This window comes from Mucilaginibacter ginsenosidivorans, assembly GCF_007971025.1.
GTDB classification, from domain to species: Bacteria; Bacteroidota; Bacteroidia; order Sphingobacteriales; family Sphingobacteriaceae; genus Mucilaginibacter; species Mucilaginibacter ginsenosidivorans.
Genome location: NZ_CP042436.1, coordinates 4,824,252 through 4,848,605, shown reverse-complemented (window position 1 = coordinate 4,848,605; position 24,354 = coordinate 4,824,252). Strand labels below are relative to the sequence as shown.

The 24,354-nt window shown below is 44.8% G+C and carries 22 protein-coding genes; 18 read left to right on the top strand and 4 right to left on the bottom strand.

What is annotated here, in order from left to right; all coding sequences use genetic code 11:
* Window positions 1-18: 18 nt before the first annotated feature.
* The gene (locus FRZ54_RS22090; RefSeq protein ID WP_147033976.1) at window positions 19-675 is read left to right on the top strand and encodes a DedA family protein; all 657 of its coding nucleotides are present in this window, start codon (window positions 19-21) and stop codon (window positions 673-675) included.
* Here the strand turns inward: FRZ54_RS22090 and FRZ54_RS22085 are convergent.
* Window positions 665-1,393: a TMEM175 family protein gene (locus FRZ54_RS22085; protein WP_147033975.1), complete on the bottom strand. Its 729-nt coding sequence runs from the start codon at window positions 1,391-1,393 to the stop codon at window positions 665-667. The genes FRZ54_RS22090 and FRZ54_RS22085 overlap by 11 nt on opposite strands.
* Before the next feature lies 1 nt (window position 1,394).
* Window positions 1,395-2,354, bottom strand: coding sequence for a zinc dependent phospholipase C family protein (locus FRZ54_RS22080; RefSeq protein WP_147033974.1), 960 nt, complete (start codon window positions 2,352-2,354; stop codon window positions 1,395-1,397).
* 192 nt (window positions 2,355-2,546) lie between these two features.
* Here FRZ54_RS22080 and rpsT point away from each other — a divergent pair, with 192 nt between their 5' ends.
* The 7 genes from rpsT (at window position 2,547) to FRZ54_RS22045 (ending at window position 9,483) form a co-directional block, all read left to right on the top strand.
* The gene (gene rpsT, locus FRZ54_RS22075; RefSeq protein ID WP_147033973.1) at window positions 2,547-2,801 is read left to right on the top strand and encodes a 30S ribosomal protein S20; all 255 of its coding nucleotides are present in this window, start codon (window positions 2,547-2,549) and stop codon (window positions 2,799-2,801) included.
* Between the two features lie 344 nt (window positions 2,802-3,145).
* Window positions 3,146-3,847, top strand: coding sequence for a RadC family protein (gene radC, locus FRZ54_RS22070; RefSeq protein ID WP_147033972.1), 702 nt, complete (start codon window positions 3,146-3,148; stop codon window positions 3,845-3,847).
* A gap of 149 nt (window positions 3,848-3,996) precedes the next feature.
* Entirely contained in the window at window positions 3,997-6,396 is a 2,400-nt protein-coding gene (pheT, locus tag FRZ54_RS22065) for a phenylalanine--tRNA ligase subunit beta (protein WP_147033971.1), read from the top strand.
* Window positions 6,397-6,481: 85 nt separating this feature from the next.
* Window positions 6,482-6,772 carry a hypothetical protein gene (locus tag FRZ54_RS22060; RefSeq protein ID WP_147033970.1) on the top strand — a complete coding sequence of 97 codons (291 nt, stop codon included), beginning with the start codon at window positions 6,482-6,484 and terminating at the stop codon, window positions 6,770-6,772.
* Window positions 6,773-6,793: 21 nt separating this feature from the next.
* Window positions 6,794-7,084, top strand: a complete 291-nt coding sequence (locus FRZ54_RS22055; protein WP_147033969.1) for a cell division protein ZapA — start codon at window positions 6,794-6,796, stop codon at window positions 7,082-7,084.
* A gap of 218 nt (window positions 7,085-7,302) precedes the next feature.
* Entirely contained in the window at window positions 7,303-8,868 is a 1,566-nt protein-coding gene (gene rny / locus FRZ54_RS22050) for a ribonuclease Y (RefSeq protein ID WP_147033968.1), read from the top strand.
* A gap of 72 nt (window positions 8,869-8,940) precedes the next feature.
* Window positions 8,941-9,483, top strand: coding sequence for an Mpo1 family 2-hydroxy fatty acid dioxygenase (locus FRZ54_RS22045; RefSeq protein WP_228462567.1), 543 nt, complete (start codon window positions 8,941-8,943; stop codon window positions 9,481-9,483).
* 10 nt (window positions 9,484-9,493) lie between these two features.
* On the opposite strand, the gene FRZ54_RS22040 is transcribed toward FRZ54_RS22045, so the two are convergent.
* Entirely contained in the window at window positions 9,494-10,135 is a 642-nt protein-coding gene (locus FRZ54_RS22040; RefSeq protein WP_147033967.1) for a DUF47 domain-containing protein, read from the bottom strand.
* 190 nt (window positions 10,136-10,325) lie between these two features.
* On the opposite strand from FRZ54_RS22040, the gene FRZ54_RS22035 reads away from it, so the two are divergent.
* The 10 genes from FRZ54_RS22035 to phoU all read left to right on the top strand — a co-directional run bounded on the left by FRZ54_RS22035 (window position 10,326) and on the right by phoU (window position 22,458).
* Window positions 10,326-10,691 carry a hypothetical protein gene (locus tag FRZ54_RS22035; RefSeq protein ID WP_147033966.1) on the top strand — a complete coding sequence of 122 codons (366 nt, stop codon included), beginning with the start codon at window positions 10,326-10,328 and terminating at the stop codon, window positions 10,689-10,691.
* An 88-nt stretch (window positions 10,692-10,779) separates the two neighbouring features.
* The gene (locus FRZ54_RS22030; RefSeq protein WP_147033965.1) at window positions 10,780-12,159 is read left to right on the top strand and encodes a TolC family protein; all 1,380 of its coding nucleotides are present in this window, start codon (window positions 10,780-10,782) and stop codon (window positions 12,157-12,159) included.
* A 14-nt stretch (window positions 12,160-12,173) separates the two neighbouring features.
* Window positions 12,174-15,407: an efflux RND transporter permease subunit gene (locus tag FRZ54_RS22025; protein ID WP_317131597.1), complete on the top strand. Its 3,234-nt coding sequence runs from the start codon at window positions 12,174-12,176 to the stop codon at window positions 15,405-15,407.
* A gap of 7 nt (window positions 15,408-15,414) precedes the next feature.
* On the top strand, window positions 15,415-16,503 hold the full coding sequence (locus tag FRZ54_RS22020) for an efflux RND transporter periplasmic adaptor subunit (RefSeq protein WP_228462566.1): 1,089 nt from the start codon (window positions 15,415-15,417) through the stop codon (window positions 16,501-16,503).
* A gap of 239 nt (window positions 16,504-16,742) precedes the next feature.
* Window positions 16,743-18,053, top strand: a complete 1,311-nt coding sequence (locus tag FRZ54_RS22015) for a hypothetical protein (protein ID WP_147033962.1) — start codon at window positions 16,743-16,745, stop codon at window positions 18,051-18,053.
* A gap of 41 nt (window positions 18,054-18,094) precedes the next feature.
* Complete coding sequence (gene pstS, locus FRZ54_RS22010) at window positions 18,095-19,129, top strand: phosphate ABC transporter substrate-binding protein PstS (protein ID WP_147033961.1); 1,035 nt, start codon at window positions 18,095-18,097, stop codon at window positions 19,127-19,129.
* A 112-nt stretch (window positions 19,130-19,241) separates the two neighbouring features.
* The gene (gene pstC / locus FRZ54_RS22005) at window positions 19,242-20,156 is read left to right on the top strand and encodes a phosphate ABC transporter permease subunit PstC (protein WP_228462565.1); all 915 of its coding nucleotides are present in this window, start codon (window positions 19,242-19,244) and stop codon (window positions 20,154-20,156) included.
* A gap of 2 nt (window positions 20,157-20,158) precedes the next feature.
* On the top strand, window positions 20,159-21,004 hold the full coding sequence (gene pstA / locus FRZ54_RS22000) for a phosphate ABC transporter permease PstA (protein WP_147033960.1): 846 nt from the start codon (window positions 20,159-20,161) through the stop codon (window positions 21,002-21,004).
* Entirely contained in the window at window positions 20,986-21,744 is a 759-nt protein-coding gene (gene pstB, locus FRZ54_RS21995) for a phosphate ABC transporter ATP-binding protein PstB (RefSeq protein ID WP_147033959.1), read from the top strand. The genes pstA and pstB overlap by 19 nt, the downstream gene beginning before the upstream one ends.
* Window positions 21,745-21,789: 45 nt before the next feature.
* A complete protein-coding gene (phoU, locus tag FRZ54_RS21990; RefSeq protein WP_147033958.1) occupies window positions 21,790-22,458 on the top strand; it encodes a phosphate signaling complex protein PhoU in 669 nt (222 codons plus the stop codon).
* A 74-nt stretch (window positions 22,459-22,532) separates the two neighbouring features.
* Here the strand turns inward: phoU and FRZ54_RS21985 are convergent, their stop codons facing one another.
* Window positions 22,533-24,287, bottom strand: coding sequence for a GNAT family N-acyltransferase (locus FRZ54_RS21985; RefSeq protein WP_147033957.1), 1,755 nt, complete (start codon window positions 24,285-24,287; stop codon window positions 22,533-22,535).
* Window positions 24,288-24,354: the final 67 nt, after the last annotated feature.

Sequence of the window (24,354 nt, the reverse complement as noted above, 5' to 3'; positions counted from 1 at the left end):
TGCCAAAATCTCAAAAAATTGGAAGTAGTAAAAAGCCTGATCGACTTTATCCTTCATATTGACAAGCACCTGGCTGACATCATCAGTCAATATCATACGCTTACTTACCTTATATTATTTGCCATTATTTTTGCTGAGACGGGCTTTGTTGTTACCCCATTTTTGCCGGGCGATTCACTGCTGTTTGCAGCAGGAGCTTTGATCGCGGCCGGAAATACCGGGCTTAATATTTACCTGCTTGCGCTGATACTTATCGTTGCCGCGTTCACGGGTAATACGGTCAACTACCTTGTTGGCAATTATCTTGGTCCCAAAGTATTTAAGCCCGAGAATAAAATACTGAAACTGGATTACTACCTGCAAACCCAGGCTTTTTTTGATAAGCACGGAGGCAAGGCGGTTATCTTCAGTCGTTTTATGCCTATCATCCGCACCATAGCGCCCTTTGTAGCAGGGGTGGGGCGTATGCCTATGCTGCGCTACAGCCTGTACAATATTATCGGCGGGGCGTCATGGATATTGGTTTTCCTTTTTACAGGGTATCTGCTTGGCAATGTGCCTTTCTTTAAAGCTCATTTCTCGCTGATAGCGGTTGCGATAATCATTGTTTCGGTTTTGCCGCCAATTATCGCCGCCGTCAATAACCGGGTAACGAAAAAGGCCGCTAATCGATAACTACCCCGAAAAGCTTTCGTGATCTTTTGCCCCTTATGCTGAAAAACAAGGGATAAACGACAGCCAGCAGAAAGTAAACATAACCGGAGGCTCCCTTGATATTTGGAGGTAGTACCGTGGTAATGAGCATGGCCAGCAAGCCTATCATCACATTTAGCAGGTTGATGTACATTTGGCTCCTGGTCTCGAACAATTCAAAAGGCGTAAGCTCCAGCTTTTTTTCGTGGCTTTGTGCGTGCCGGTACATCAGGTAAAACAGGAAATAGATAAGCACATATCCTAAATTGTAAACATATAAGAGCGTGGGTACCTGGTCGGTGCGGATCATTGACAACTTTACCCCGTTGCTGAGATAGGTATTATCGCTCGAGAAAACAAGCGTAAAAAGGAATTTGAGCGGATAAGTGTAGGTCAGCACAACAAATAACAGCACGGCATTAAGGAATGTGGTATAGGCATCCACAATGCCATAGCGTCTGAAAAATATGTTTTGATTGTTCCAGATAAGGAAGAGCAGCGCAAAACAAACGCCGAATGCAACAAAGCCCTTCATGGTTTCAAAAAGCTCATCAAAAGACTTGGGCACCTCGAGCGATACGATGATGAGCGTAACCGCAAATGCAAACACGGCATCGCTGAACGTTTCGAGACGACCAGGCTCATGGCTGCGCCAGCGGATAGTTTTTTTACTGAGTGTGGCTGCTTTTTTCCGGAACATATCAATGGTTTAAGGTAAGTATTTTTCCGGCTTTGTACAAAATGGCTTCCTGCCGGATCTTTTTCCTTTCTTCCGGTGTCGGTGGTTTTGCGATAAGTTTATTCAGATCGGGCTGCCCGGCATCTACCCAGGCCGAATACCAAAAGCTGCCGACTGACAATATGGACGACCGCATGCGCCTTTCGACCATCCCTTTTAATGCTGCCTGGTAAGCTTTGGCATAGGCTTCGGAGTAATCTTTCATCATTTTTCCGTTGCGCTTCAGCATGACATATTTCTTATCCGCCGGAAAGTTTTTGTCGATGTTTTTTTCAAACCGAAGTACCGAATCCACACAGGCAAAAGAGGCGCGGCAAATTTTGAAAGCCTCGTTCAGCGGGTTTTCAATATATCTTGCCTTACCCACATAGTAATTGTATTTGTCGCTGAATAGTTCGGGTATGCAGCTTTCCCAGAGTGCATGGATACCGGCCTGGTTTGTGGTTTGCCCGTCGTAGTTTTGAGTAAGGTGAAGCGGTACATGTGCATCGGCAATATAATGGCCCAGGTTTGCCGAGGTTTTTAATATGCCGGTGGTATCGTGCTTTTTAAATGCATCTACCAGGCGATAATATTGATATTGCATCTCCCATGGAACCGTGCCGTATTTCTTTAAAGTATCTTCTGAGTATTTCCTGGCGGCTTCTTTCCATTTTACCGGCATCTTCATGAATGGTCTTTTGCCGTAATGGTCAGCGTCGAAAAAGTGCCGCGGCGCTTCAAGAGAGTCTACATACCTTCGTTTGTCCGGGTCAATGGCGTGTTCGGTAATGAAATCGATATTTGCTTCGTAAAAGCCTGACATGGCCCTGGGTAAAGTAAATACAGCCACGTGGTTTATCCGCCTGTGCGCGAAAAATCCCCAGGACGAACAGGTAAGCAATGCTGTCAGCGCAATAAAGGTTCGGATCAACGATTTCAATAATCAAATATGCCTTTTTAAGTTGGAAAGTTGTAAGGCTGGAATGTTGAAAGGTTATTGTTTATAGGTACTAAGCAACTTTCCAACTTTGTAACATTTCAGCCTTCAAACAAAATTTCACATCCCATTTGACATTATAAAAAAATCACTCTATATTTGCAGTCCGAAAAATAAAAAGAAGAATTAGCTAAAATGGCAAATCATAAATCATCAATAAAAAGGATCAGGGCAAATGCTGCGAAGCGTCTGCGCAACAGGTACCAGGCTAAAACCACCAGGAACGCAATCAAAAAATTGAGAGGCACAGCTACAAAAGCTGAAGCTGCTCCGCTTTTGACCAAGGTGATCTCGATGCTTGACCGTTTGGCTAAGAAGAATGTTATCCACAAAAACAAAGCTTCGAACAATAAATCAAAGCTGACCAAATTTGTTAACGGTCTGAAATAATATAAAAAGATCATTCTTTTTTAGAAAGGCGATAGGTGCGAACCTATCGCCTTTTTGTTTGAACCAGAATTTCTAATTCTTTGTCGATCGTGCTTTTTAACAAAAATGATTTGTAAATGCACCAATGACCAGTGAAACGAAGCGCCATTTTATGGTTAACACGTTTAAAAGTTAATTAATTGATTATCAAATAAATAACTATAAAATAGGTAAAAATGTGTTAACCATGTTAACCCTGTTTTGCCGGTTTGGGGCATGGAGATATTATTTTTGGACACAATTGATGGATTCGATAGCTTTGGAAGGATTACAGCTATCCACAGAATCATTATAATCATTCAATCGTGTCGAAACCTTACGAAACCAAGATCAGCATTAAAGCATGGGCGGAAGAGGACCGCCCCCGCGAAAAGTTAAGCGCACAGGGTCGGCGGGCACTTACAGATGCAGAACTGATGGCTATCCTGATCGGGTCGGGGAATGACAGCGAATCGGCGGTTGAGTTGAGTAAGCGCATCCTGCATCATTACGATAACGACCTGAACAAACTGGCCAAGGCCACAATAGCCGAACTTTGCAATTTTCGCGGCATTGGCGAAGCTAAGGCTATCTCCATTATTGCTGCGCTGGAGGTAGGCCGCCGGCGAAGCGAAACCGAAGAGAAGCCCGCCGAATTTATCCGTGGCAGCAAGGATGCCTGGAACCTGATGCGCCGTCATATGCTCGACCTGAATCACGAGGAATTCTGGATCATCCTGCTGGGGCAATCCAGTAAAGTATTATCGAAAGAATTGATCAGTAAAGGCGGCCTGACGGCTACTATCGCCGACCCGAAGATCATTTTCAGTATAGCTTTGCAGCAACATGCTACAGGTATCATCCTGGTACACAATCACCCCTCAGGCAACCTGAAGCCAAGTCAATTGGATATCGACCTAACCAAACAGCTTAGGTCGGCCGGGCGATTATTGGACATCCAGATATTCGATCATCTTATCATCACGGATAACGGCTACATGAGTTTTTCGGATCAGAGCCTGCTATGATTTTGGATCTATGAATTACGATTTTAGAATTACAATAGTTTAGATGACTCGATAAATCGTACATAGCAACTCTAAAATCGTAATTCAAACCTTTCACCTTTCGCCTTTCCCCTCCAAATCCTATCTTTGCCGATTATCTTTTTGCTGTAATGAAAATATCCTATAACTGGCTTAAACAATTTATTGATACGGATAAAACTCCTGAGCAACTGTCGCAGATACTTACCGGCATTGGTTTGGAAGTGGAAATGATGGATAAGGTACAGTCCGTGCCCGGTGGCCTTGAGGGATTGGTTATAGGTCATGTTAAGGAATCGCAGGATCATCCCAATTCAGACTACCTGCATCTTACTAAGGTTGATGTTGGTACCGGTACCGATCTGCAAATAGTTTGCGGTGCGGCTAACGTTGCAGCCGGGCAAAAGGTAGTTGTGGCCGTAGTAGGCGCAACGGTTTACCCGATGGAAGGCGATAATTTCAAGATCAATAAAACCAAGATCAGGGGCGAAGTATCGGAAGGCATGATCTGCGCCGAGGATGAGATAGGCCTGGGCCATTCGCACGAAGGTATCATGGTGCTTGATGCTGATGCAATTCCGGGTACCCCGGCTAAGGAATATTTCAAACTTAATGATGACTATCTGTACGAGATCGGTTTGACCCCCAATCGTGCCGATGCAGCTTCGCATTTAGGGACGGCGAGGGATATTGCCGCATTCTTAAAGACCAATATCAATAAGCCCGATATTTCAGCTTTCAGGGTTGATAACAACGACCGCAAAATTGAAGTGGTTGTTGAAAATACCGAAGCCTGTCCGCGGTATTCGAGCCTGACCATTTCCGGTGTTGAAGTAAAAGATTCACCTAAATGGCTGAAAGAAAAGCTTGCGGTAATAGGTCTGCGTTCTATCAATAACATTGTCGATGTAACCAACTATGTGCTGCATGGCCTTGGCCAGCCGTTGCACGCTTTTGATGCCGATGCTGTGAAGGGCAATAAAGTAATTGTAAAAACCTGTCCGGAAGGAACAGTCTTCAAAACGCTGGATGATGTCGACCGCAAACTTTCAGCCGACGACCTGATGATCTGCAATGCTGATGAGCCGATGTGTATCGCCGGTGTTTTCGGTGGTGCAAGTTCGGGCGTAAAGGAGACTACGAAGAATATATTTCTGGAAAGCGCGTATTTCAACCCGGTTTGGGTGCGCAAAACCTCCAAACGTCATGGCTTAAAGACCGATGCCTCGTTCCGTTTCGAGCGCGGTACCGACCCGGATATTACTGTATTCGCGCTGAAATATGCTGCGATGCTGATCAAAGAGGTAGCAGGGGGCACGATATCTTCTGATGTATCTGATATCTATCCAAATCCTATTGCACCTTTTGAAGTAGAGATCACTTATAAAAATGTTGACAGGCTTATCGGCAAACACATTTCGCAGGAAGAGATAAAATCGATCATCGGCGCGTTGGATATACAAATCTTAAACGAAACGGCTGATGGTTTATCTTTAAAAGTTCCGCCATACCGCGTCGACGTTACCCGCGAGGTGGATGCGATAGAAGAAATATTGCGTATCTACGGTTACAATAATATCGAGATACCCACCCAGATCAGGGCATCTCTGAATAACTCTGTTCGGCCTGAAAAGGATGATGTACAAAATACCATATCCGATTTGCTAAGCGCGAATGGGTTTAATGAGATATTGTCAAACTCACTGACCAAATCGGCTTATTCAACCGATCTGGATCATGCTGTGAAGATTCTCAACCCGTTGAGCAGTGACCTTGATGTGATGCGCCAGAGCATGGTGTTCTCGGGCTTGGAGGCAATTGCCTACAACCAAAACCGTCGGAACAGCGACCTGAAATTGTATGAGTTCGGTAAAGTTTACAGTCTGAAAGAAGACAAATACATCGAAACACAACGTTTCGCCATTTTCCTATCCGGCGCAAACCAGGCCGAGCAATGGAACCAAAAGCCGCAGCCGGTTTCGTTCTACATGCTGAAAGCGATCGTCGATGGTTTGATCCGGCGCTTACGCATTGCTGATCTGATTACAGAAGATGCCACCTGCAGCAAAATGGCTTACGGCCTGCAATACATGCGCAATGGTAAGCAGTTGGTGAAATTTGGCGCGGTAGCGGCATCGGCGCTGAAAAAGGTCGGCCTGGATAAAGATGTGTTTTATGCCGATTTTAATTTCGATATGGTGCTGAACGCAGTGCGTAAGAATAAGATCGTTTACCAGGATGTATCTAAATTCCCTTCCGTGCGCCGCGATTTGTCTATGCTCGTAGATAATGCAGTAACATTTGGTCAACTGAAACAGGTCGCGCTAAAAACAGAGAAGAAACTACTGAAGGATGTTAACGTGTTCGACGTTTACCAGGGTGACAAGCTACCCGCGGGCAAAAAATCCTATGCCTTAAGTTTTACTTTACAGGACGAGGAAAAAACTTTGACCGACAAGGCGATAGATTCCATTATGCAAAAATTAATTTATAATTTCGGCAGGGAAGCGGGCGCGGAGGTGAGGAAGTAAAGGCTGAATTATAGAATTACTGAATTATTGATTAAACCAATTCATTAATTCAATAATTCAGTAAATCAATAATTTAAACTAAAGCATGTCAACAACAGCCGATCAACTCAGCAAAGTCGTAGAAAAAACCGAGCGCCTGATAGCGCTTTGTTCGGCATTGCAGGAGGAAAATGACCTGTTGAAGCTGGAAAATCAGTCGCTTGCGGTGGCGGTGGATGCCGGCAAAGAAAAGACAAAAGAGCTGGAAGAAAGAGTGCGTGTTTTGAAGATGGCAAAGTCGTTTTCGGAGACCAATGAAAAAACTCTTGACATAAAGCAAAAAATTAACGAATTTGTGCAGGAAATTGATAAGTGTATTGTATTGCTGAAAAGATAATGCAATAGTGAAATAGCTCAAATGGGAGAAATCTCAATAAAAATAAATATTGCTGACAGGGTTTACCCGCTAAAGGTAAACATGGAGGAGGAAGAAATAATACGCAGGGCGGCAAAACTGATCAACGATCGCATAAAAGAATACCAGGAAAATTATGCGGTGCGGGATAAACAGGATTTGCTTTCAATGGCGGTGCTGCATTACGCAACATCATCGTTAAAAGTGGAAAAGAAGGTGGCGGTGGAAGATACCGACGTCGCGGACAAGGTTTACCAGTTAGATCATATGCTTTCTGAATTTTTCTCTAAGTAATAACGTTCTTATACATACAGAGCAATTAAGATTTAACCGCAGTTAAATTTTAGGTTTCACTATTAAAAACTTAACGCTTCAATATCAGCGGATCAAAGGGAATAAAGCTACTTCAATCACGACTTGGCAAGAACCCGATCCCATCTGTGAAATGAGGTTTTTCAATACATGATACTTAAAAATTAGTTGCGGTTTTTTTTATTTTATAAACTTAAGAGATGAACGGATTATTATACACAATTATCGGCCTGCTGGTGGGGGTGCCCGCCGGATTTACCGTGGGCCGGTTCTTGCTCAAAAAACTATTCAAGGACCAGGAGCAAGCGGCCCAAAACAAAGTAAAGAAGATACTCAAGGATGCTGAAACCAATGCCGAAATTCTAAAAAAAGACAAATTGCTCGAAGCAAAAGAGCGCTTTTTACAGATGAAGGCCGAGCATGAACAGGAGATCAACTCAAAAAATAATGCTATCAACCAGCGCGAGAACAGCGTAAAGCAAAAGGAGCAGTCCTTCAATTCACGTTTAGAGAACATGTCGCGCAAGGAGGCTGAAATTGATAATGTGCGCAAAAACCTGGAACGGCAGACGGAAATAGCCGTTAAAAAACAGGAAGAAGTTGAGCATCTGAAACAGCAGCATGTAGAGCAATTGGAAACTATCGCCGGCCTGTCAGCTGAAGATGCAAAGAATCAGCTCATTGAGAATTTACGCGAAGAGGCGCGTTCAAAAGCCATGATGCAGATCAAGGATATTGTTGACGAAGCTAAACTGACAGCGACCAAAGAGGCTAAAAAGATCGTTATCCAGACTATACAACGTACTGCTACGGAAAGCGCCATCGAGAATACCGTATCCATATTCAATATAGAGAACGACGAGATCAAGGGCCGTATCATCGGTCGTGAAGGACGTAATATCCGCGCATTGGAAGCGGCAACCGGCATAGAAATCATCGTGGATGACACTCCTGAAGCGATCATACTTTCAGGCTTCGACCCTGTACGCCGCGAGATAGCCCGCCTGGCTATGCATCGTTTGGTGACAGACGGCCGCATCCACCCTGCCCGAATCGAGGAAGTAGTTGCCAAAACCAAAAAGCAGATAGAAGAAGAGATAGTTGAAATTGGCGAACGCACGGTTATTGATTTAGGTATCCACGGGTTACATCCGGAATTGATCAGGATGGTGGGCCGTATGCGTTACCGCTCATCTTACGGGCAAAACCTATTGCAGCACTCGCGCGAAGTAGCCAATTTCTGCGCTACCATGGCCGCTGAACTGGGCTTGAATGTGAAGATGGCTAAACGTGCCGGTTTACTGCACGATATTGGCAAAGTACCGGATGACAACCCCGAACTGCCGCACGCAATATTGGGCATGCAATTGGCCGAGAAATATAAAGAACATCCCGAAGTCTGCAACGCTATAGGCGCCCACCATGATGAGATCGAAATGACCTCGATGTTGTCGCCGATCATTCAGGCTTGCGACGCCATATCCGGTGCACGCCCCGGTGCACGCCGCGAGGTGGTAGAAAGCTATATCAAACGTTTGAAAGAGCTGGAGAGCCTTGCGCTGTCTTATCCTGGCGTCGAAAAAACATTCGCTATACAGGCCGGACGCGAACTGCGCGTTGTAGTGGAAAGCGAAAAAATAACAGACGCCCAGTCGGAAGTGTTGGCAGCTGATATATCAAATCGCATTCAAACGGAAATGACCTATCCGGGCCAGATCAAAGTTACCGTGATCAGGGAAACCCGGTCCGTGGCGTTTGCGAAATAAGGGTTCAATAAGGCCAATGTCATTTCGATTTGCAAAGTAGCGGGTCGAAATGGCATTTTTAATTTATATCAATTGGCAAACCGGAAGTTAAAAAAGGCTAATGCTACAGCGAAGGCAAATGTGCTTCAGCGCCCTATCGATGCCTTGTTCGATCAATACGCCGAAAATCATCAAAACCCAGCGAATAAACTCATCCACTGGATTTGCGTACCTGTTATCATATTTAGTTTATTCGGCCTTTTTTGGGCCATACCATTTCCGTATCTTAAATTTCTCGGCGTCTATAATGGCTATGTAAACTGGGCCTCGTTTCTGATGGCGGGGATGATCTTTTATTACTACAGGCTGTCGCCCAAGTTATCCTATATCATGCTTCTGGTCCTGTTTGTATTCAGTTACTTCGTAACCCTGTTAGCCGACTGGCAAAGTTCGGGTGGCGGCCCGGCTTTGTGGCTGGTAAGCACCATCCTTTTTGTGCTGGCATGGGTTGGGCAATTCATTGGGCATAAAATAGAAGGTAAAAGGCCTTCATTCCTGACGGATCTTAAATTTTTGCTTATCGGGCCTATATGGCTTTTGGCTATTGTACTCAGGAATTTTTCCATCAAATATTGATCGGGAAAGATCAAATGTTGTTAAGCACAATGATCTCGATAGCATCCGTCACATTTTTACATTTGTTGGCGGATGCTTTCAGTGAATACAGGATATCCCTGTGTTTGATAAGAGCAATAGGATCTTTCTCGCGGGCAAACAGGTCGGCCAGCGCATGGTAATATACAAGGTCCGCCTGATGTTCGTATTCCTTTACCCGCCGGCAAGAGGCCAGCATCGCGTCAGAATCATCGATCTTGGCGAGTGAGCAGATCAGGCTCTGCAGTTCGATGCAGGACCTTTTGATATAATCAATTATAGGGTGCATAGCCGGCAAAAATTTTTCGATATTGTACAGGTGCATCCTGCCGGCCGCTTCGTGCACATTGTCCGCAACGTCGTCAATTGCCGAGGCAAGAATATGGATATCCTTGCGGTTCATAGGCGTAAAGAATACCTTATCCAAACCAAGATACACCTTATGGGTAATATCGTCACCCGTTTCCTCCAGTACGTTGATCTGCCGGTAAAGCGGTTCGCGTTCTTCCACAGACGCGGTATCAACTACAGCGCTTAGCAGCTCTGCCATTTCCACTATATTTTTACCCGCCTGGTTGAACAGGCCATAAAATAGCTGGCGGTGTGAAAGGAAGTCGCTGAAAAGATTACGCATGGCCCCTGGAGTACGGGGCTAAAAGTACTGCCGCAATATTAAGCGGGTGTTAATAGCAATGGACACTATGTTAAATAATTGTTACTAATTGATTATTGTTAACGCAGATTTTGCAAAATTACTGTTACACATTTCTACAGACACAATTTAACACCATTTTTGCGCGTAAATGAGTCATTGAACAACAACAATGCAGAAGATTAAAACTTTCAGATTGATCATCTCCATTGCTGCCCTGGTTTTTGTGGCCAAGCCTTTTGCAGGCTTCGGTACACTTGGCAGGGAGTTCAAACCAATCGTATCGCATAACATACTGGTAAAAAGTTTCACCAAACGCAAGCCGGAAAGCCTGGAAGATGCCGATGAAAGACTACAGGCGATCCACATGGTGCTGACCAACCCGTTAATGCTTTTATTACCGGCGATTTCTTTTTTTCTATCCCTGTTGTTGCCATCTGTCGCTTGGGATAGGAGCCGGTTGACAGAACAGGCCGCCCGTTGCATGTTATTGCCGGCGCAGCCTGCTTATCTTCTTGCCGGTAAGCTTACTATTTGACTCAACCATGCAGCCAATATCAGGCTGCTCTGCGGATATCTCCCGCGAAGTTTTTTCTTCAGGATAACTAAATCACTTAAATAATAAAATGCTTAAACATATTAAAGGCCTGTCCTTGATGGTGTTATTCTCCGTTTTATCGGTAACACTCCAGGCACAGCAACCAGTAACCTTAAAACGATTGTTAGCCAGTGTCGATCATAACGCCCCGGCTTTATTAACCGATTCAACCGCTATACGCATCCGCCAGGCACAAGCAGCTGAAGTGCAGAATAAGTGGCTGCCAAATCTAAGGCTGAATTACCAGGCCGATATCGGAACCAATAATAATGTCGCCGGACCGTACTTTGGCTTTGGCATAGTTCCTTCCGACTCAAGAGGAGTGCGTACAAGCAGCAATACAACAGCAGTATCTGCAAACGTTGGAGTTGCTGCGCTCGATTGGGAAATATATAATTTCGGAGCCTACAGCGCTGCAAACCGTGTAGCACGTTCCAACATCAATGTAGAACAGAACAACTTTGCGCAGTCCAAATACCAGGTAGAAGCTTATGCTATTTATAATTACCTGCAACTGATAAGCCTGCAGGATTATCTACAGATACAGTCCCGGAATATCCGCCGTAACCAGGAGATATTGCAGTCTATAAGTTCGCTAACCAAAGCCGGTGTACGGCCCGGTGTAGATACCAGCATTGCCAACGCGGAGCTATCAAAAGCCAGGCTGAATTATATTGAGTTGAATGATCAGTTGCAGCGGACGCAACTACAATTGTCTGCTGTCAGCGGCATGCCTTACCAGTCAATAATAGCGGATACTTTAGCTGAAAGCCGTTTGATCAATGCGCCTTTCAGCAATTTTGATACGGATACCGCCGGGCACCCGATCATTAACTATTATCAATCCCTTTACCAGAATAGTAAGGAACAGGAAAACCTGGCCAAAAAGCAGTATAACCCTAAGATAATGCTTGAAGGTGCCGCCTGGGGACGCGGGTCGAGTCTCGATGCGAACGATCACTTTAACAGCCTCTCTTCAGGTTGGGGTTTTCAGCGCGATAATTACCTGGTTGGGGTTGGATTAACATATAATCTTTTTGATATACGCCGTCGTCAGTTAAAGCTAAACATCCAAAAAACCGAGACGGACTTTTACCGGAATAAACTGGAAGAGCAAAAGGCACAGCTTGCCGCCAACGCCAACCAGGCCAATGCCGCAATGCAGACCGCAAAACTCAGGCTACAGGAAATACCCAATCAGCTTAAAGCGGCAAATGACGGTTACCGGCAAAAATTATCACTATACAAAAGCGGGCTGACAGACATCATAGAACTGAATGCTGCTCTGAACATTCTTTACCGTGCCGAAACGGATTACGTGCAGGCAAAATATGCCTATACAAGCGCTTTGTTTAACGAGGCCATCACAGATAACAAAGTCGGCTCCATTTTAAACCTTTTAAAATAACAGAAATTATGTCAATGGTCACATCCGCACTGAAAAGGCCCATCACTGCTATAGTGATAACAGCCAGCCTTTTAATATTTGCAGTGCTTAGTGCAATCAATATCCCGACAGATATTTTCCCAAGGCTCAATCTGCCTACCATTTATGTCATTGAATCATATGGCGGTATGTCGCCGCAGCAAATGGAAGGCTTTTTTAGTACACGCATGCAGGATCAGTTTTTGTATGTAAATGGAGTTAAAACTATTACAAGTAAAAATATACAGGGGCTCACGATGCTGAAGCTCAGTTTTTATGAAAATACCGATATGGCGGAAGCTTCAGCCGAGGTGGCGTTACAGGTAAACCGCGCGATGAAGTTTTTTCCACCAGGTGCGCTCCCGCCGCAGGTAGTTCGTTTTGATGCATCTTCGCTCCCGGTTGGGCAATTGGTTTTATCCGCAAAAAACCGAAGCCTTAAACAAATATACGACCTGGCGGCTACCCGAGTACGACCTATGTTTGCAACGGTGCCGGGCTTGTCGGCCCCGCCGCCTTTTGGAGCTAATTCGCGCTCAATAACCATCAATGTCGACCCTAATAAACTCCGCAGTTACGGGTTAACGCCTGACGAAGTTGTTGGTTCACTTGCTAAATTTAATGTGATGTCGCCCTCGGGGAATTTAAGGCTTGATAACATCATGTTTGTTACTACGCTGAACTCGTTGGTGAAAGATGCGGATAATTTTGGCAACATTCCTATTAAGACAAGCGATGGAGTGCCTGTATTAATAAAAGACGTGGCAAGGGTAGCCGATGCTTCGGACGTTACTGTTGACTATGCTTTGATTAATGGCAAGCGTTCAATTTATATCCCTGTTGTGAAAACAGCTGACGCATCTACCTGGAGTGTTGTACAAACATTGAAAAAGAGGATACCCGAAATGCAAAGTTTGCTGCCCGATGATGTGCATATCTCGTATGAATTTGACCAGTCGGTGTTTGTGATCAACGCAGTAAAGAGTTTGCTTACCGAAGGCGGGCTGGGGGCGCTATTAACGGGATTGATGGTATTGCTTTTCCTGCGCGACCTGCGCAGCAGCCTCATCGTTGTTATCACCATTCCTGTTTCCATATTGATCGGCGTCCTGTTGCTAAGCCTTTTTGGCCAAACTATAAATATCATGACTCTTAGCGGCCTGGCGCTGGCTATTGGTATTCTCGTCGACCAGGCGACAGTTACTATCGAAAATATTCACCAGCACCTGGAGATGGGCAAGCCTAAGCGGCTGGCCATTTATGATGCCTGCGAAGAGATCGCGTTCCCTCTTCTATTAATATTGCTTTGTATCCTGGCAGTATTTGCGCCGTCGTTTATGATGAATGGCGTGCCGAAAGCTATGTTTCTTCCATTGTCTCTTTCTATAGGGCTTACCATGATTGTTTCTTACGTACTCGCCCAAACACTCGTGCCGATATTAAGTAACTGGATGATAAAAGCCGAACGTTATCAACATTATCATCATGGTAAGATACATGCCCATGCCGGTGAAGCTTTGGACCGGTCGCAGGAGGATCAGGTGAACTATCACCTGGAACATGAGAAAAGTGAACCGGAAAAGAACGATCTGTTTGAACGGGTAAAACTGGGTTTGATACGAATCCTGGAACGTTTGATGCCACGTAAACGGCTTATCGTACCAATTTATTTGATATTGACAGTTGCGTTGGCCGGTTTATGCTTTGTGAAGATAGGTAAGGATCTGATGCCAAAAGTAAATAACGGGCAATTCCAGATACGCATTAAAGAGCCGGATGGCACCCGTCTTGAACGTACCGAGGATGCGCTGAAGCAGGTGTTGCAGATTATTAATAAAACTGTTAAGGGCCACGTGGAGATCAGTTCGGCCTATGTGGGCCTTGTGCCCAGCAGTTATGGCACTAGTAATTTATATGTTTTTAACGCCGGCACTAACGAGGCGGTGCTCCAGGTTGGGCTTGACGAAGGATATAAAATGAATATGGATGAATTGAAAGATGCCTTGCGGAAAAACATTGCCTATGCCATGCCTGACCTGCGAATCACTTTCGAACCTATTGATATGACTGAAAAGATCATGAGCCAGGGAGCGTCTACACCTATAGAGATTAGGGTAGCAGGTAAGGATATGGACCAAATAGAGGCCTACGCCGACAGTATTGTGGCCAGGATGAAAAAGGTTAATTATCTGCGTGATGTCCAGATAGCTCAGCCACTAAAAATGCCTGTTGTATCCATTACGCTTGACCGGTTAAAGATGGCACAATTTGGTTTGAATGTCACTGACGTGGCGCGTTCTGTTACAGCGAGCACTTCTTCCAGCAGATTTACTGAGAAAAATCAATGGCTGGACGAAAAAGCAGCCTATACATACCAGGTGCAGGTGGAAATACCAGAGTACGTAATGAACACTATGGACGAGCTTAAAGAAATACCGTTGCTGAAAGGCAAAAGCTCACCAACCCTTGCGGATATCGCCGATTTTAAAGTGAATTATGCGCCCGGTGAATACGACCGCACCGGTCCCCGGCGATTTGTAACTGTCAGCGCCAATATATTTAAAAAAGACCTTGGCACTGCAACAGACGCGGTTCAGGCTATTATCAAATCAATGGGTGCACCTCCGAAGGGGATGGTGACCGATGTAAAAGGAACATCTAATTTGCTTATCGATACCCTAAGCAGCCTGCAAAATGGTTTGATGTTTGCCATCCTGGTAATATTCCTGCTGTTAGCAGCTAACTACCAATCGTTCAAACTATCGCTTACCGTGTTGTCAACCATTCCTGCCGTAATCCTGGGGTCGATGGTTGCCTTACTGGTTACGGGTTCAACACTCAACCTGCAATCGTACATGGGCATGATCATGAGCACAGGCGTATCTGTGGCCAACGCTATTCTTATCGTAACCAACGGCGAAAAATTGCGGCTCGAATTCCGTAATTCGACAAGGGCAGCTCTGACCAGCGCGGCTATCCGTTTAAGGCCAATATTAATGACCAGTATGGCGATGATAGCCGGTATGATCCCTATGGCGTCGGGTATGGGTGAAGCGGGTGAACAAAGCGCCCCGCTGGGCCGGGCGGTAATAGGAGGGCTGTTTGCCTCTACGTTGGCCGCACTCATTATCCTGCCATTGGTGTTTGCCTGGGTACAGGAAAAAACATCTTATGAATCGCCTGAACTAATGCCCGAAAACTTATCAGAAATTGAAACCTCAAATGCATAATATTAAAATGAAATACAAAATAATCACGATGGCAGCGGTTACCATGGCATTCGCAGCCTGTTCAAAGAATCAAAAGCCGATAGACCTCACTAACGAAAAGAAGCCGGAGGCCGACAAGTATCAAACAAGTATGGTATCGGAAAAGGCTCTTTCCAGTTCCGCCCGCTTGCCGGGGCAATTGAAACCCTTTAATGAGGTTAATATTTTTCCAAAAGTGAATGGGTTTGTAAAAACGCTATATGTTGACAGGGGTTCGGTAGTTAAAAAAGGACAATTGCTGGTTACACTGGAAGCACCCGAAATGGAATCGCAATTACAAGTCGCCAATTCCCGGTATTTGCAGGCGCAGGAAAATGCAGTTGCCAGCAAGGAGAAATACGAACGTCTGAAACAAGCCGCTGCAGTTCCGGGATCTGTGTCGCCGCTGGATATTGATAACGCCTTATCGCGGATGAAGGCAGACGATGCTATGGCAAATGCCGAACGCTCGAACGTGGCCGCAGTGCGTACTATGGGTGGTTACCTGAATATATATGCGCCGTTCGACGGAATGATCATAGAACGTAATGTATCGCCCGGCGCACTGGTTTCGCCCGGTAAACCGACCGACCAAGCCATGCTGGTTTTGCAGGATATTAATAAGCTGCGGCTTGTTGTATATATCCCCGAAGACTACGTAGACAAAGTCGACCTGGATGAACCGGTGAACTTTACCTTTAACGCAATGCCCGGGCAACAACACACGGCGAAGATAAGCCGCTCGGCCAACGCCTTAAGCACCATGCACCAGGAAGCGGTTGAAATAGATGTTCCCAACAAAAACGACATGCTTAAACCGGGTATGTATGCCGAAGTGCAAATACCTATGCGATCGGGCGCCAAATCCATACTGGTGCCAAATACCGCTATCGTCCGGTCCACCGAACGCCAGTACGTTATCACTGTCCATAATGGGAAGACAGCTTATGCCGACATCAAGGAAGGATTAACCACGCGCGACTCGACCGAGGTGTTTGGCGACCTTAAACCAGGGAGCTTTATTATTACCAATGCCAACGACGAAATTAAGCCAGGTGTCGCGATAGCCAGCCGCTAACTTTCCAATGTTAAGTAATTGTTACTTAACAGGGTTTACTAACAATTGTTATAAACTTTTGACTAATAGTATTTTATGTAACAATTAACTATAGGTTTAAAGCATTTTCCGTTTCATGTTGAGTCGGTTTTGTTGAATTTAATGTTGTCGTAATATTACTAAATGTTAATTCTCTCTTAACATTGAGGTAATACGCCGTACGCACTTTTGACCCGAAATTTAATTTAACCTCACCCAACATGAAACGAATCTTTACAAAAATTGCCGGGTCCGCGCTATTTATGTCCCTAATAATAGCAGGTTTTAATGGCAAAGCACAAACAACTTTGGCGTCAGCCGATACCAAATCGAAAGAAGCAAAACAGGAGACCGCAACAGAGGCTCCGGAAGTAAAAGCAACTCCTAAACCTGCTGAAGACACCTCATGGAAACCTGTACGCAGGTTATGGGGATACGCTTTTGGCGATTACTACTACAAAGGCCATTCTGATCCGTTAAACCGCGGTGGTTCCAATCAATACACCAATGTACCTGCAGACAGGAATGCATTCCAGTTCCGTCGTATTTACTTAGGGTATGACTATGATATCACCAAAAAATTCTCGGCTGAAGTATTGTTGGCAGCAGAAGATAACGCCGCAAACTTTGGTAATGCGCCGGCATCCGGCTCTGGCGACCAATTGGTGGATGGCAAATACTCTTTCTACATTAAATTGTTAGATCTTCGTATTAAAAACATCTGGAAAGGTACCGACCTGGTGATCGGTCAACAGGCAACACCTGCGTTCCCGCTGTTGTCAGAAAAAATATGGAGCTACCGTTCTATTGAAAGGACCGTTGCTGATATTCGCCGCACCCCATCTTATGACCTGGGCGCTGGTCTGCAAGGTGTTTTTGACCCCGCTACCAAAAATTTCGGTTACAATGTCCTGATCGCTAATGGTACCAGCGCAAAACCTGAGAATGATCAGTTCAAATGGTTTTATGGTGATATCTGGGGGAAATTCTTCGATCAGAAATTAACGATCGACATCTATGCCGATTATGAAAAATTAGGATTTAATACAGCTACCGGTCCTGAATATTCACGCAGCATGATCAAAGGGTACATTGCGTACACTACTTCAAAACTTACTGTAGGCGTTGAAGCCTTCACCAATTTCCTGAAAAATGGTGCTACTGCTACTGATGCAGGCGGTAACAAAACTGTTGTTGATCAGAGAGCAAATGCCATTTCATTATATGCACGCGGCCCTATCGTGAAAGACAAAGTAGGTTTCTTTGTTCGCTATGATAATTATAACCCTGATACCAAATATGATAATGTTGCCTATGTGACTTATGCAGGTCGTGTTGGGAACTATGATCCGAACACCAAAGAAAATTTCTTTACTGCAGGTTTGGATTTTACCCCTTACAAAAACGTACACTTTATGCCAAACATTTGGTATGATGGATACAAAAACCAGCAGGCTAACGTAACCGGTGCAGCAAAATATGGCTACGATCTGGCTTACAGGCTTACTGCCTATTTCACTTTCGGTAAATAATTGGAAGCAAACAATTCGAAAAACAATAAACAAATCAAATCATGAAAGTAATCAAAAGTTTGACCCTGGCAGTTGCAGTCCTTGCAGCTTCGACCCTATCAGTTAAGGCGCAGGATAACACACTATTAGGAGCGGGCAGTACATTTGTGTACCCCTTATTCTCCAAAATATTTTCAAAATACACTGCCTCTAAGGTAAATTACCAGTCTATAGGTTCAGGCGGCGGTATACTGCAGCTGACCAACAAAACAGTTGATTTTGGTGATTCCGACGCACCGCTGAATGCTGACCAAACTGCTAAAATGAGTGCGCCTGTACTGCACATCCCGATGACATCAGGTGCCGTAGTGGTTACTTATAACATACCGGGCGTTACAGCTCATTTAAACTTGAGTGGCAAGGATCTTGCTGACATTTTCCTGGGTAAAATTACTAACTGGAACAGCCCTGAAGTAAAGGATGCTAACCCTGGCGTGAAAATTCCTGACATGCCTATCGTAGTCATTCACCGTTCGGACGGTAGCGGTACATCTTTCATCTTTACCGACTTCCTTACTAAGGTAAACCCTGACTGGGCAAGTAAAGTGGGTAAGGCAAGCGCCGTTAACTGGCCGGCCGGTTTAGGTGCAAAAGGCAGCGAAGGTGTTGCAGGTTTGGTTAAACAAACTCCCGGAGGTATCACTTATGTTGAGTTAGCTTATGCTAAACAAAACAACATGACCTTCGCTAACATTCAAAACAAAAGCGGAAAGTATATTGCTCCAACTATCGAAGCAACAACTTTAGCAAGTAATGTTACTATTCCTGATGATTCGAAAGTATCGATCACCAATACCGACAACCCTAAAGGTTATCCTATTGCCAGCTTCACCTGGGCTTTGATCTATAAAGAGCAAAATTACGGCGGCCGTTCAAAAGCACGTGCTACTGAACTGTTGAAATTGCTTTGGTACAATGTTCACCAGGGCCAGGCCGAATGCGCTCCGTTAAACTACGCACCACTTTCAAAATCGGCTGTAAAGGCTGCTGAAAAGATATTAAAGTCGGCTACTTACGACGGCAAGGCAATATTGTAAGCTAATAGCTTAAAAAATCAAGAGCGGAAAGCCGAAAGCATGAATAATATCATCGCTTTTAGCTTTCTGCTTTTAACTTTGTTCAAAACAGGTGAACTAAACCCGGTAATTAGTGGAAAACAAAAGATTAAACCTCTCCAACGCCCAGCTTAAATGGGAAACTACATTTAAGCGAATATTGAAAGTGATGAGCGCCATCCTTGTACTCATCGTGATCGGCGTGCTTATAACACTTATTTTCAAATCCTGGCCCACAATTAAAACTCTTGGGATCGGATTTTTGTGGGGGAAAGTTTGGGACCCGGTTGGAAATATCTACGGGGCATACCCCTTTTTAATAGGCACCCTGCTGACATCGTTCATAGCCCTTATTATTTCAGTGCCGTTCTCTTATGCAATAGCCATCTATTTGGGTGAGTACAATCCCAAAGGCTGGCTTTCTAACCTGCTTAAGAATACGGTAGAACTGATCGCTGCCGTACCATCCATCATTTATGGTTTCTGGGGGTTGTTTGTTTTGGTACCAATTATCCGGATTTTCGAGATCAAATGGCATATTGCGCCTTACGGCATTGGTATTTTTACATCCTCACTTATCCTTGCGGTAATGATCATTCCCTATGCAGCATCGTTAGGTATAACACTTATCCGGATGGTGCCTTCGCCGCTCAAAGAGGGCGCTTATGCTTTAGGAGCTACACGGTATGAGGTGATAAGGAGTGTGATTATGCCATATACCCGTACCGGGTTGTTTGCCGGTGTTTTACTTTCATTGGGCAGGGCCCTGGGCGAAACAATGGCGGTTACCATGCTTATCGGTAATACGAGCGCTTTGGGCCACTCTTTTAAAGAGATACTTTTCGGCCCCGGCAATACAATGGCAAGTGTTATCGCCAATGAGTTTACCGAAGCTGACCATACAGAGTACCTGTCCGCATTAATAGAGTTAGGCCTGGTGTTGTTCCTTGTTACAGTGGTGATCAACCTGATCGGAAAACGTATCATTACACGATTTACTCAAAATTAATTATGGAAGCGAGAATCGGATTAAGAAATACAAAAAGCCTGCTCTTTAAAGGCGTGATCACTTTATTTGCGTTCCTGATCACGGTGCCCCTGATAGTCATACTCTTGTTTATCATTAAACAGGGTATAACGCAGGTTAACTGGCACTTTCTAACCCATGTTCCGGCGCCTGTCGGCGAACCCGGGGGTGGTATAGCAAACGCCTTTGTCGGCAGCTTTTTAATGGTTGTTATGGCGGCTGTTATAGCAATACCTATAGGGATACTGGCGGGCATCTATCTTGCTGAGAACCGTAAAAGCAAGCTTGCCTATTATAGTGGATTATGCGTGGATATATTACAGGGTGTGCCCTCAATCGTTGTGGGTATAGTAGTATATTTCTGGGTTGTAAAACCCCTCGGGACATTTTCTGCTATTTCGGGCAGTGTTGCCCTGTCAATTATGATGCTGCCGATCGTTATCCGGTCGACAGAAGAAACACTTAAACTTTTACCCGACTCGTTAAAAGAAGCTGCTTTGTCGCTCGGGGTCCCGTATCACCGGGTAATATTGAAAGTAGTAGTACCCTGCGGTTTTTCGGGCATTATCTCAGGCGTCATGTTATCAGTTGCACGCGTCGTTGGCGAAACCGCGCCGCTGTTATTTACCGCGTTTGGTAACCCGTATTTATCTACCGCGGTCACCAAGCCAATGGAGAGCTTGCCCCACGTTATATTTACTTATGCTACCAGTCCATACGACGACTGGCATAACCTGGCCTGGGGAGCGTCATTTATTCTGTTAGTATTCGTATTAGTCTTAAACATAATCACAAAAGTAACCACCAGGAAATGGAAAGTACAATTGTAAGCGCAGAGAATATAAATGCTTATTATGGCGATAGTCACGCTATAAAAAACGTGAGTATCAAAATAAACAGGAACGAGGTCGTGGCTATGATGGGTCCTTCCGGCTGCGGCAAAACCACCTTTTTGCGCTGCATCAACCGCATGCATGAATTGATCCCTAACGCACGTGCCGAAGGGGTGATGAAGCTTGACGGCGAAGATGTTTATAAAATGAATGTTATTTATGTTCGTTACAAAATAGGTATGGTTTTTCAACGGCCGAACCCATTCCCGAACCTGAGTATATATGAAAATGTTATAGCCGGGTATTTGTTAAATGGTATCAAGCTGTCAAAGGCAGACAAGGATGTGATCGTTGAAAAATCGCTTACCAGTGCTGCTTTGTGGAAAGAAGTTAAGGATTCGCTGCATAAAAAAGGCACCTTTCTTTCGGGAGGCCAGCAGCAACGTTTATGTATAGCGCGAGCCATAGCTATGCAGCCCGAAGTGATCCTTTTTGACGAACCAACTTCGGCACTCGACCCGATATCGACTTCAAGTGTCGAACAGCTGTTTCACGAGCTAAAGGCAAACTATACGCTGATCATCGTAACGCACAATATGCAGCAGGCCGCACGTGTAAGCGACCGTACCGCATTCTTTTACCTGGGCGAGTTGGTGGAGTTTGACGATACCAAGATCATGTTCACCAACCCGAAGGATCAGCGTACACAGAATTATATAACCGGCAGGTTCAGTTAGGCCGGTCTTCTAACCTTTGATTTTTAACCTTTGAATTAGAAAGATATGACACCAATAGAAACCGAAATAACATCACTTAAAAAAGAGCTGAGTAATATGTGGCTGCTTGTTCAATCGCAACTGAGCAAGGCCCGGGAGTCGATGGTAAACTTTGATAAGGACCTGGCCCGCGAGGTTTTGGTAAAGGAAAAACGCGTAAACTCGTTCGAGCTGAAAATAGACCGCGATTGTGAAAACATTTTTGCCCTGCATTGCCCGGTTGCAATCGACCTGCGCTTTTTGCTTGCGGCGCTTAAGATCAATACAAACCTGGAGCGCATAGGTGACATTGCCGCCGGCGTAGCTAAATATGTGATCGAGTCGCCGGTAAATTTCAACAAACAGGCCCTGGAAAGTACCTCGATCATTCATATGTACGACGAGGCTATCAATATAGTTATAGATACACGTACGGCGTTTGAGAACGAAGACACCGCAATGGCACGCAGTATTTTTAAACGCGACGAAACGCTTGATGCTGTAAACAGAAATGCCACCAACACCATTGGCGACCTGGTAAAGGCTGATATTTCAGGCTTGAATGAATATCTGTTCATGCTTTCAATTATACGGAAACTGGAACGTATCGGCGATCAGTCGAAAAACATCGCGGAAGAGATCATATTTTATGTAGAGGCTAAAATATTAAAGCATTCAGGTGCAAAAAATAAATAGTTTGAATAAACAATTTAATTGGTTTGATTGAAAAGCGGTGGCAACGCCGCTTTTTCTTTTTCGAAGATTTTCCTCTAAAGATTTTTACCCAGTTTGTCCAAAATGTCCTGCGGGACTTTTTGCAGGTCCAGCACCAGGAAGCCGTCCAGGCAGTCGGCAAATTTGGGGTCGATATTAAAACAAATGATCTTGGCATTAAGGGCAATATATTGCCGCAGCAATACAGGTACTTTCATGCTTTGGGTCTCAATATCCGATATCATATTATCCAAACCCTTAAAGCTGTCTTCACCGGCCATCAGCACATCGGTGTCGATGCTGGCAAAATCGACCTTGAATTTCTTCCTCGGCCGTACAAATTGAGCCATCTCATGATCGAAATGATTGCGGTTGATGTAATCTACAATCAGCGATTTGGAGAATTTTGAAAAAGTGTTGCTAATACTAACCGGGCCAATCAGGTAACGGTAGCGCGGATTATCGATAAGATATTTCAATATACCCTTCCAAAGCAGGAACAGCGGCAGGGGCTTTTGCTGGTATTCCTTGCGGATGAACGAGCGGCCAAGTTCAAGGCTTTTTCGTAGCACGGGCATAAATTGTTCCTTTATCTTGAATAGCTCCGTCACATAAAAGCCCTTTTTACCAAAACTGTAAAATATCTCATCGCCAAGGCCGATGCGATAGGCCCCGACGATGCGTTTCGCTTCTGTATCCCATATAAAAAGGTGATGGTAATAAATATCGTACTCGTCCAGGTCGACGCTTTTATTAGTGCCTTCCCCAATTTCCCTGAAGGTAAGCTCGCGCAATCGGCCTATTTCCCTGATAATATTTGGAATGAATGAGGTGGGGGTGATGAATACCTCGTAGTTTTTTTCGACCCAAACCCGGTAACTGTCCCGTAATGGTTCAACCTCTTTTTCAAGTATTTCAACCGCGATCTCGGGCACGATGTCTTCCGGCTGCTTTTTGATCTTGAAAAGGTTTCGCGGATTGAATATCTTCTTTTCACCGTCAAGGCCGGTGCCAAGGGCATAGGTCTTTGCGCGCAGGAAATTGAGAAGCTCGGTGGATGTGTACTTGTCAGATAGTTCTTCAATGTTGATCGCCTTCCCGATACGCAACTTAATGGTATGTCCATGTTTGTTAAACAGTTCTGACGGTAGCTTCGCAGTACGCAGGCTTGGGTGGATCATACTCAGCAAATTGAAAAGCAAGCCATTGTTACCATGAAAATAGATGGGTACCACAGGCACTTTAGCCTTAGCAATAATCTTGCCCACCACCGGGTGCCACATGCGGTCGGTAACCTGCTGCTTATCCACCTTGAATGTTGATACTTCGCCTGCCGGGAAGATTCCGATCGGCGTACCGCCGGCCAGCAACTCAAGCGTGTTTTTTAATCCGCTAATGCTGGATGAATGTTCTATATTCTCAAACGGGTTTACCGCTACAAAATAATCGCTGAGGTTAGGTATCTTTTTGAGCAGGAAATTGGCCATTATTTTAGAATCTGGCCGGGCCATGCATAGTATTTTCAATAACACCATCCCTTCGATACCGCCATAGGGATGATTTGCTATTGCTATAAAACTGCCGGTAGCAGGTATGTTTTTTAATTCACGCTCATCAAATTCTATCTCAACGCCGCAGCCTTTGAGAATTGCGTCCACAAATTCGGGGCCCTCGGCAGGTTGGGCCTGGGCAAACAGCTTGTTTACCTGGTTTATTTTCATCACCTCCATAAGCAAAGCGGCCAGGCCGGGCATTTTTAACTTATCCAGCTTAGTGGCCTTTGCAAATTCTTCGGTGGTTATTATCTTCATTTATCTTTATAGGGGGTAAAACCGGTTTAACGAATAAATATCCTAAAATTTATATTAATTTACTGTT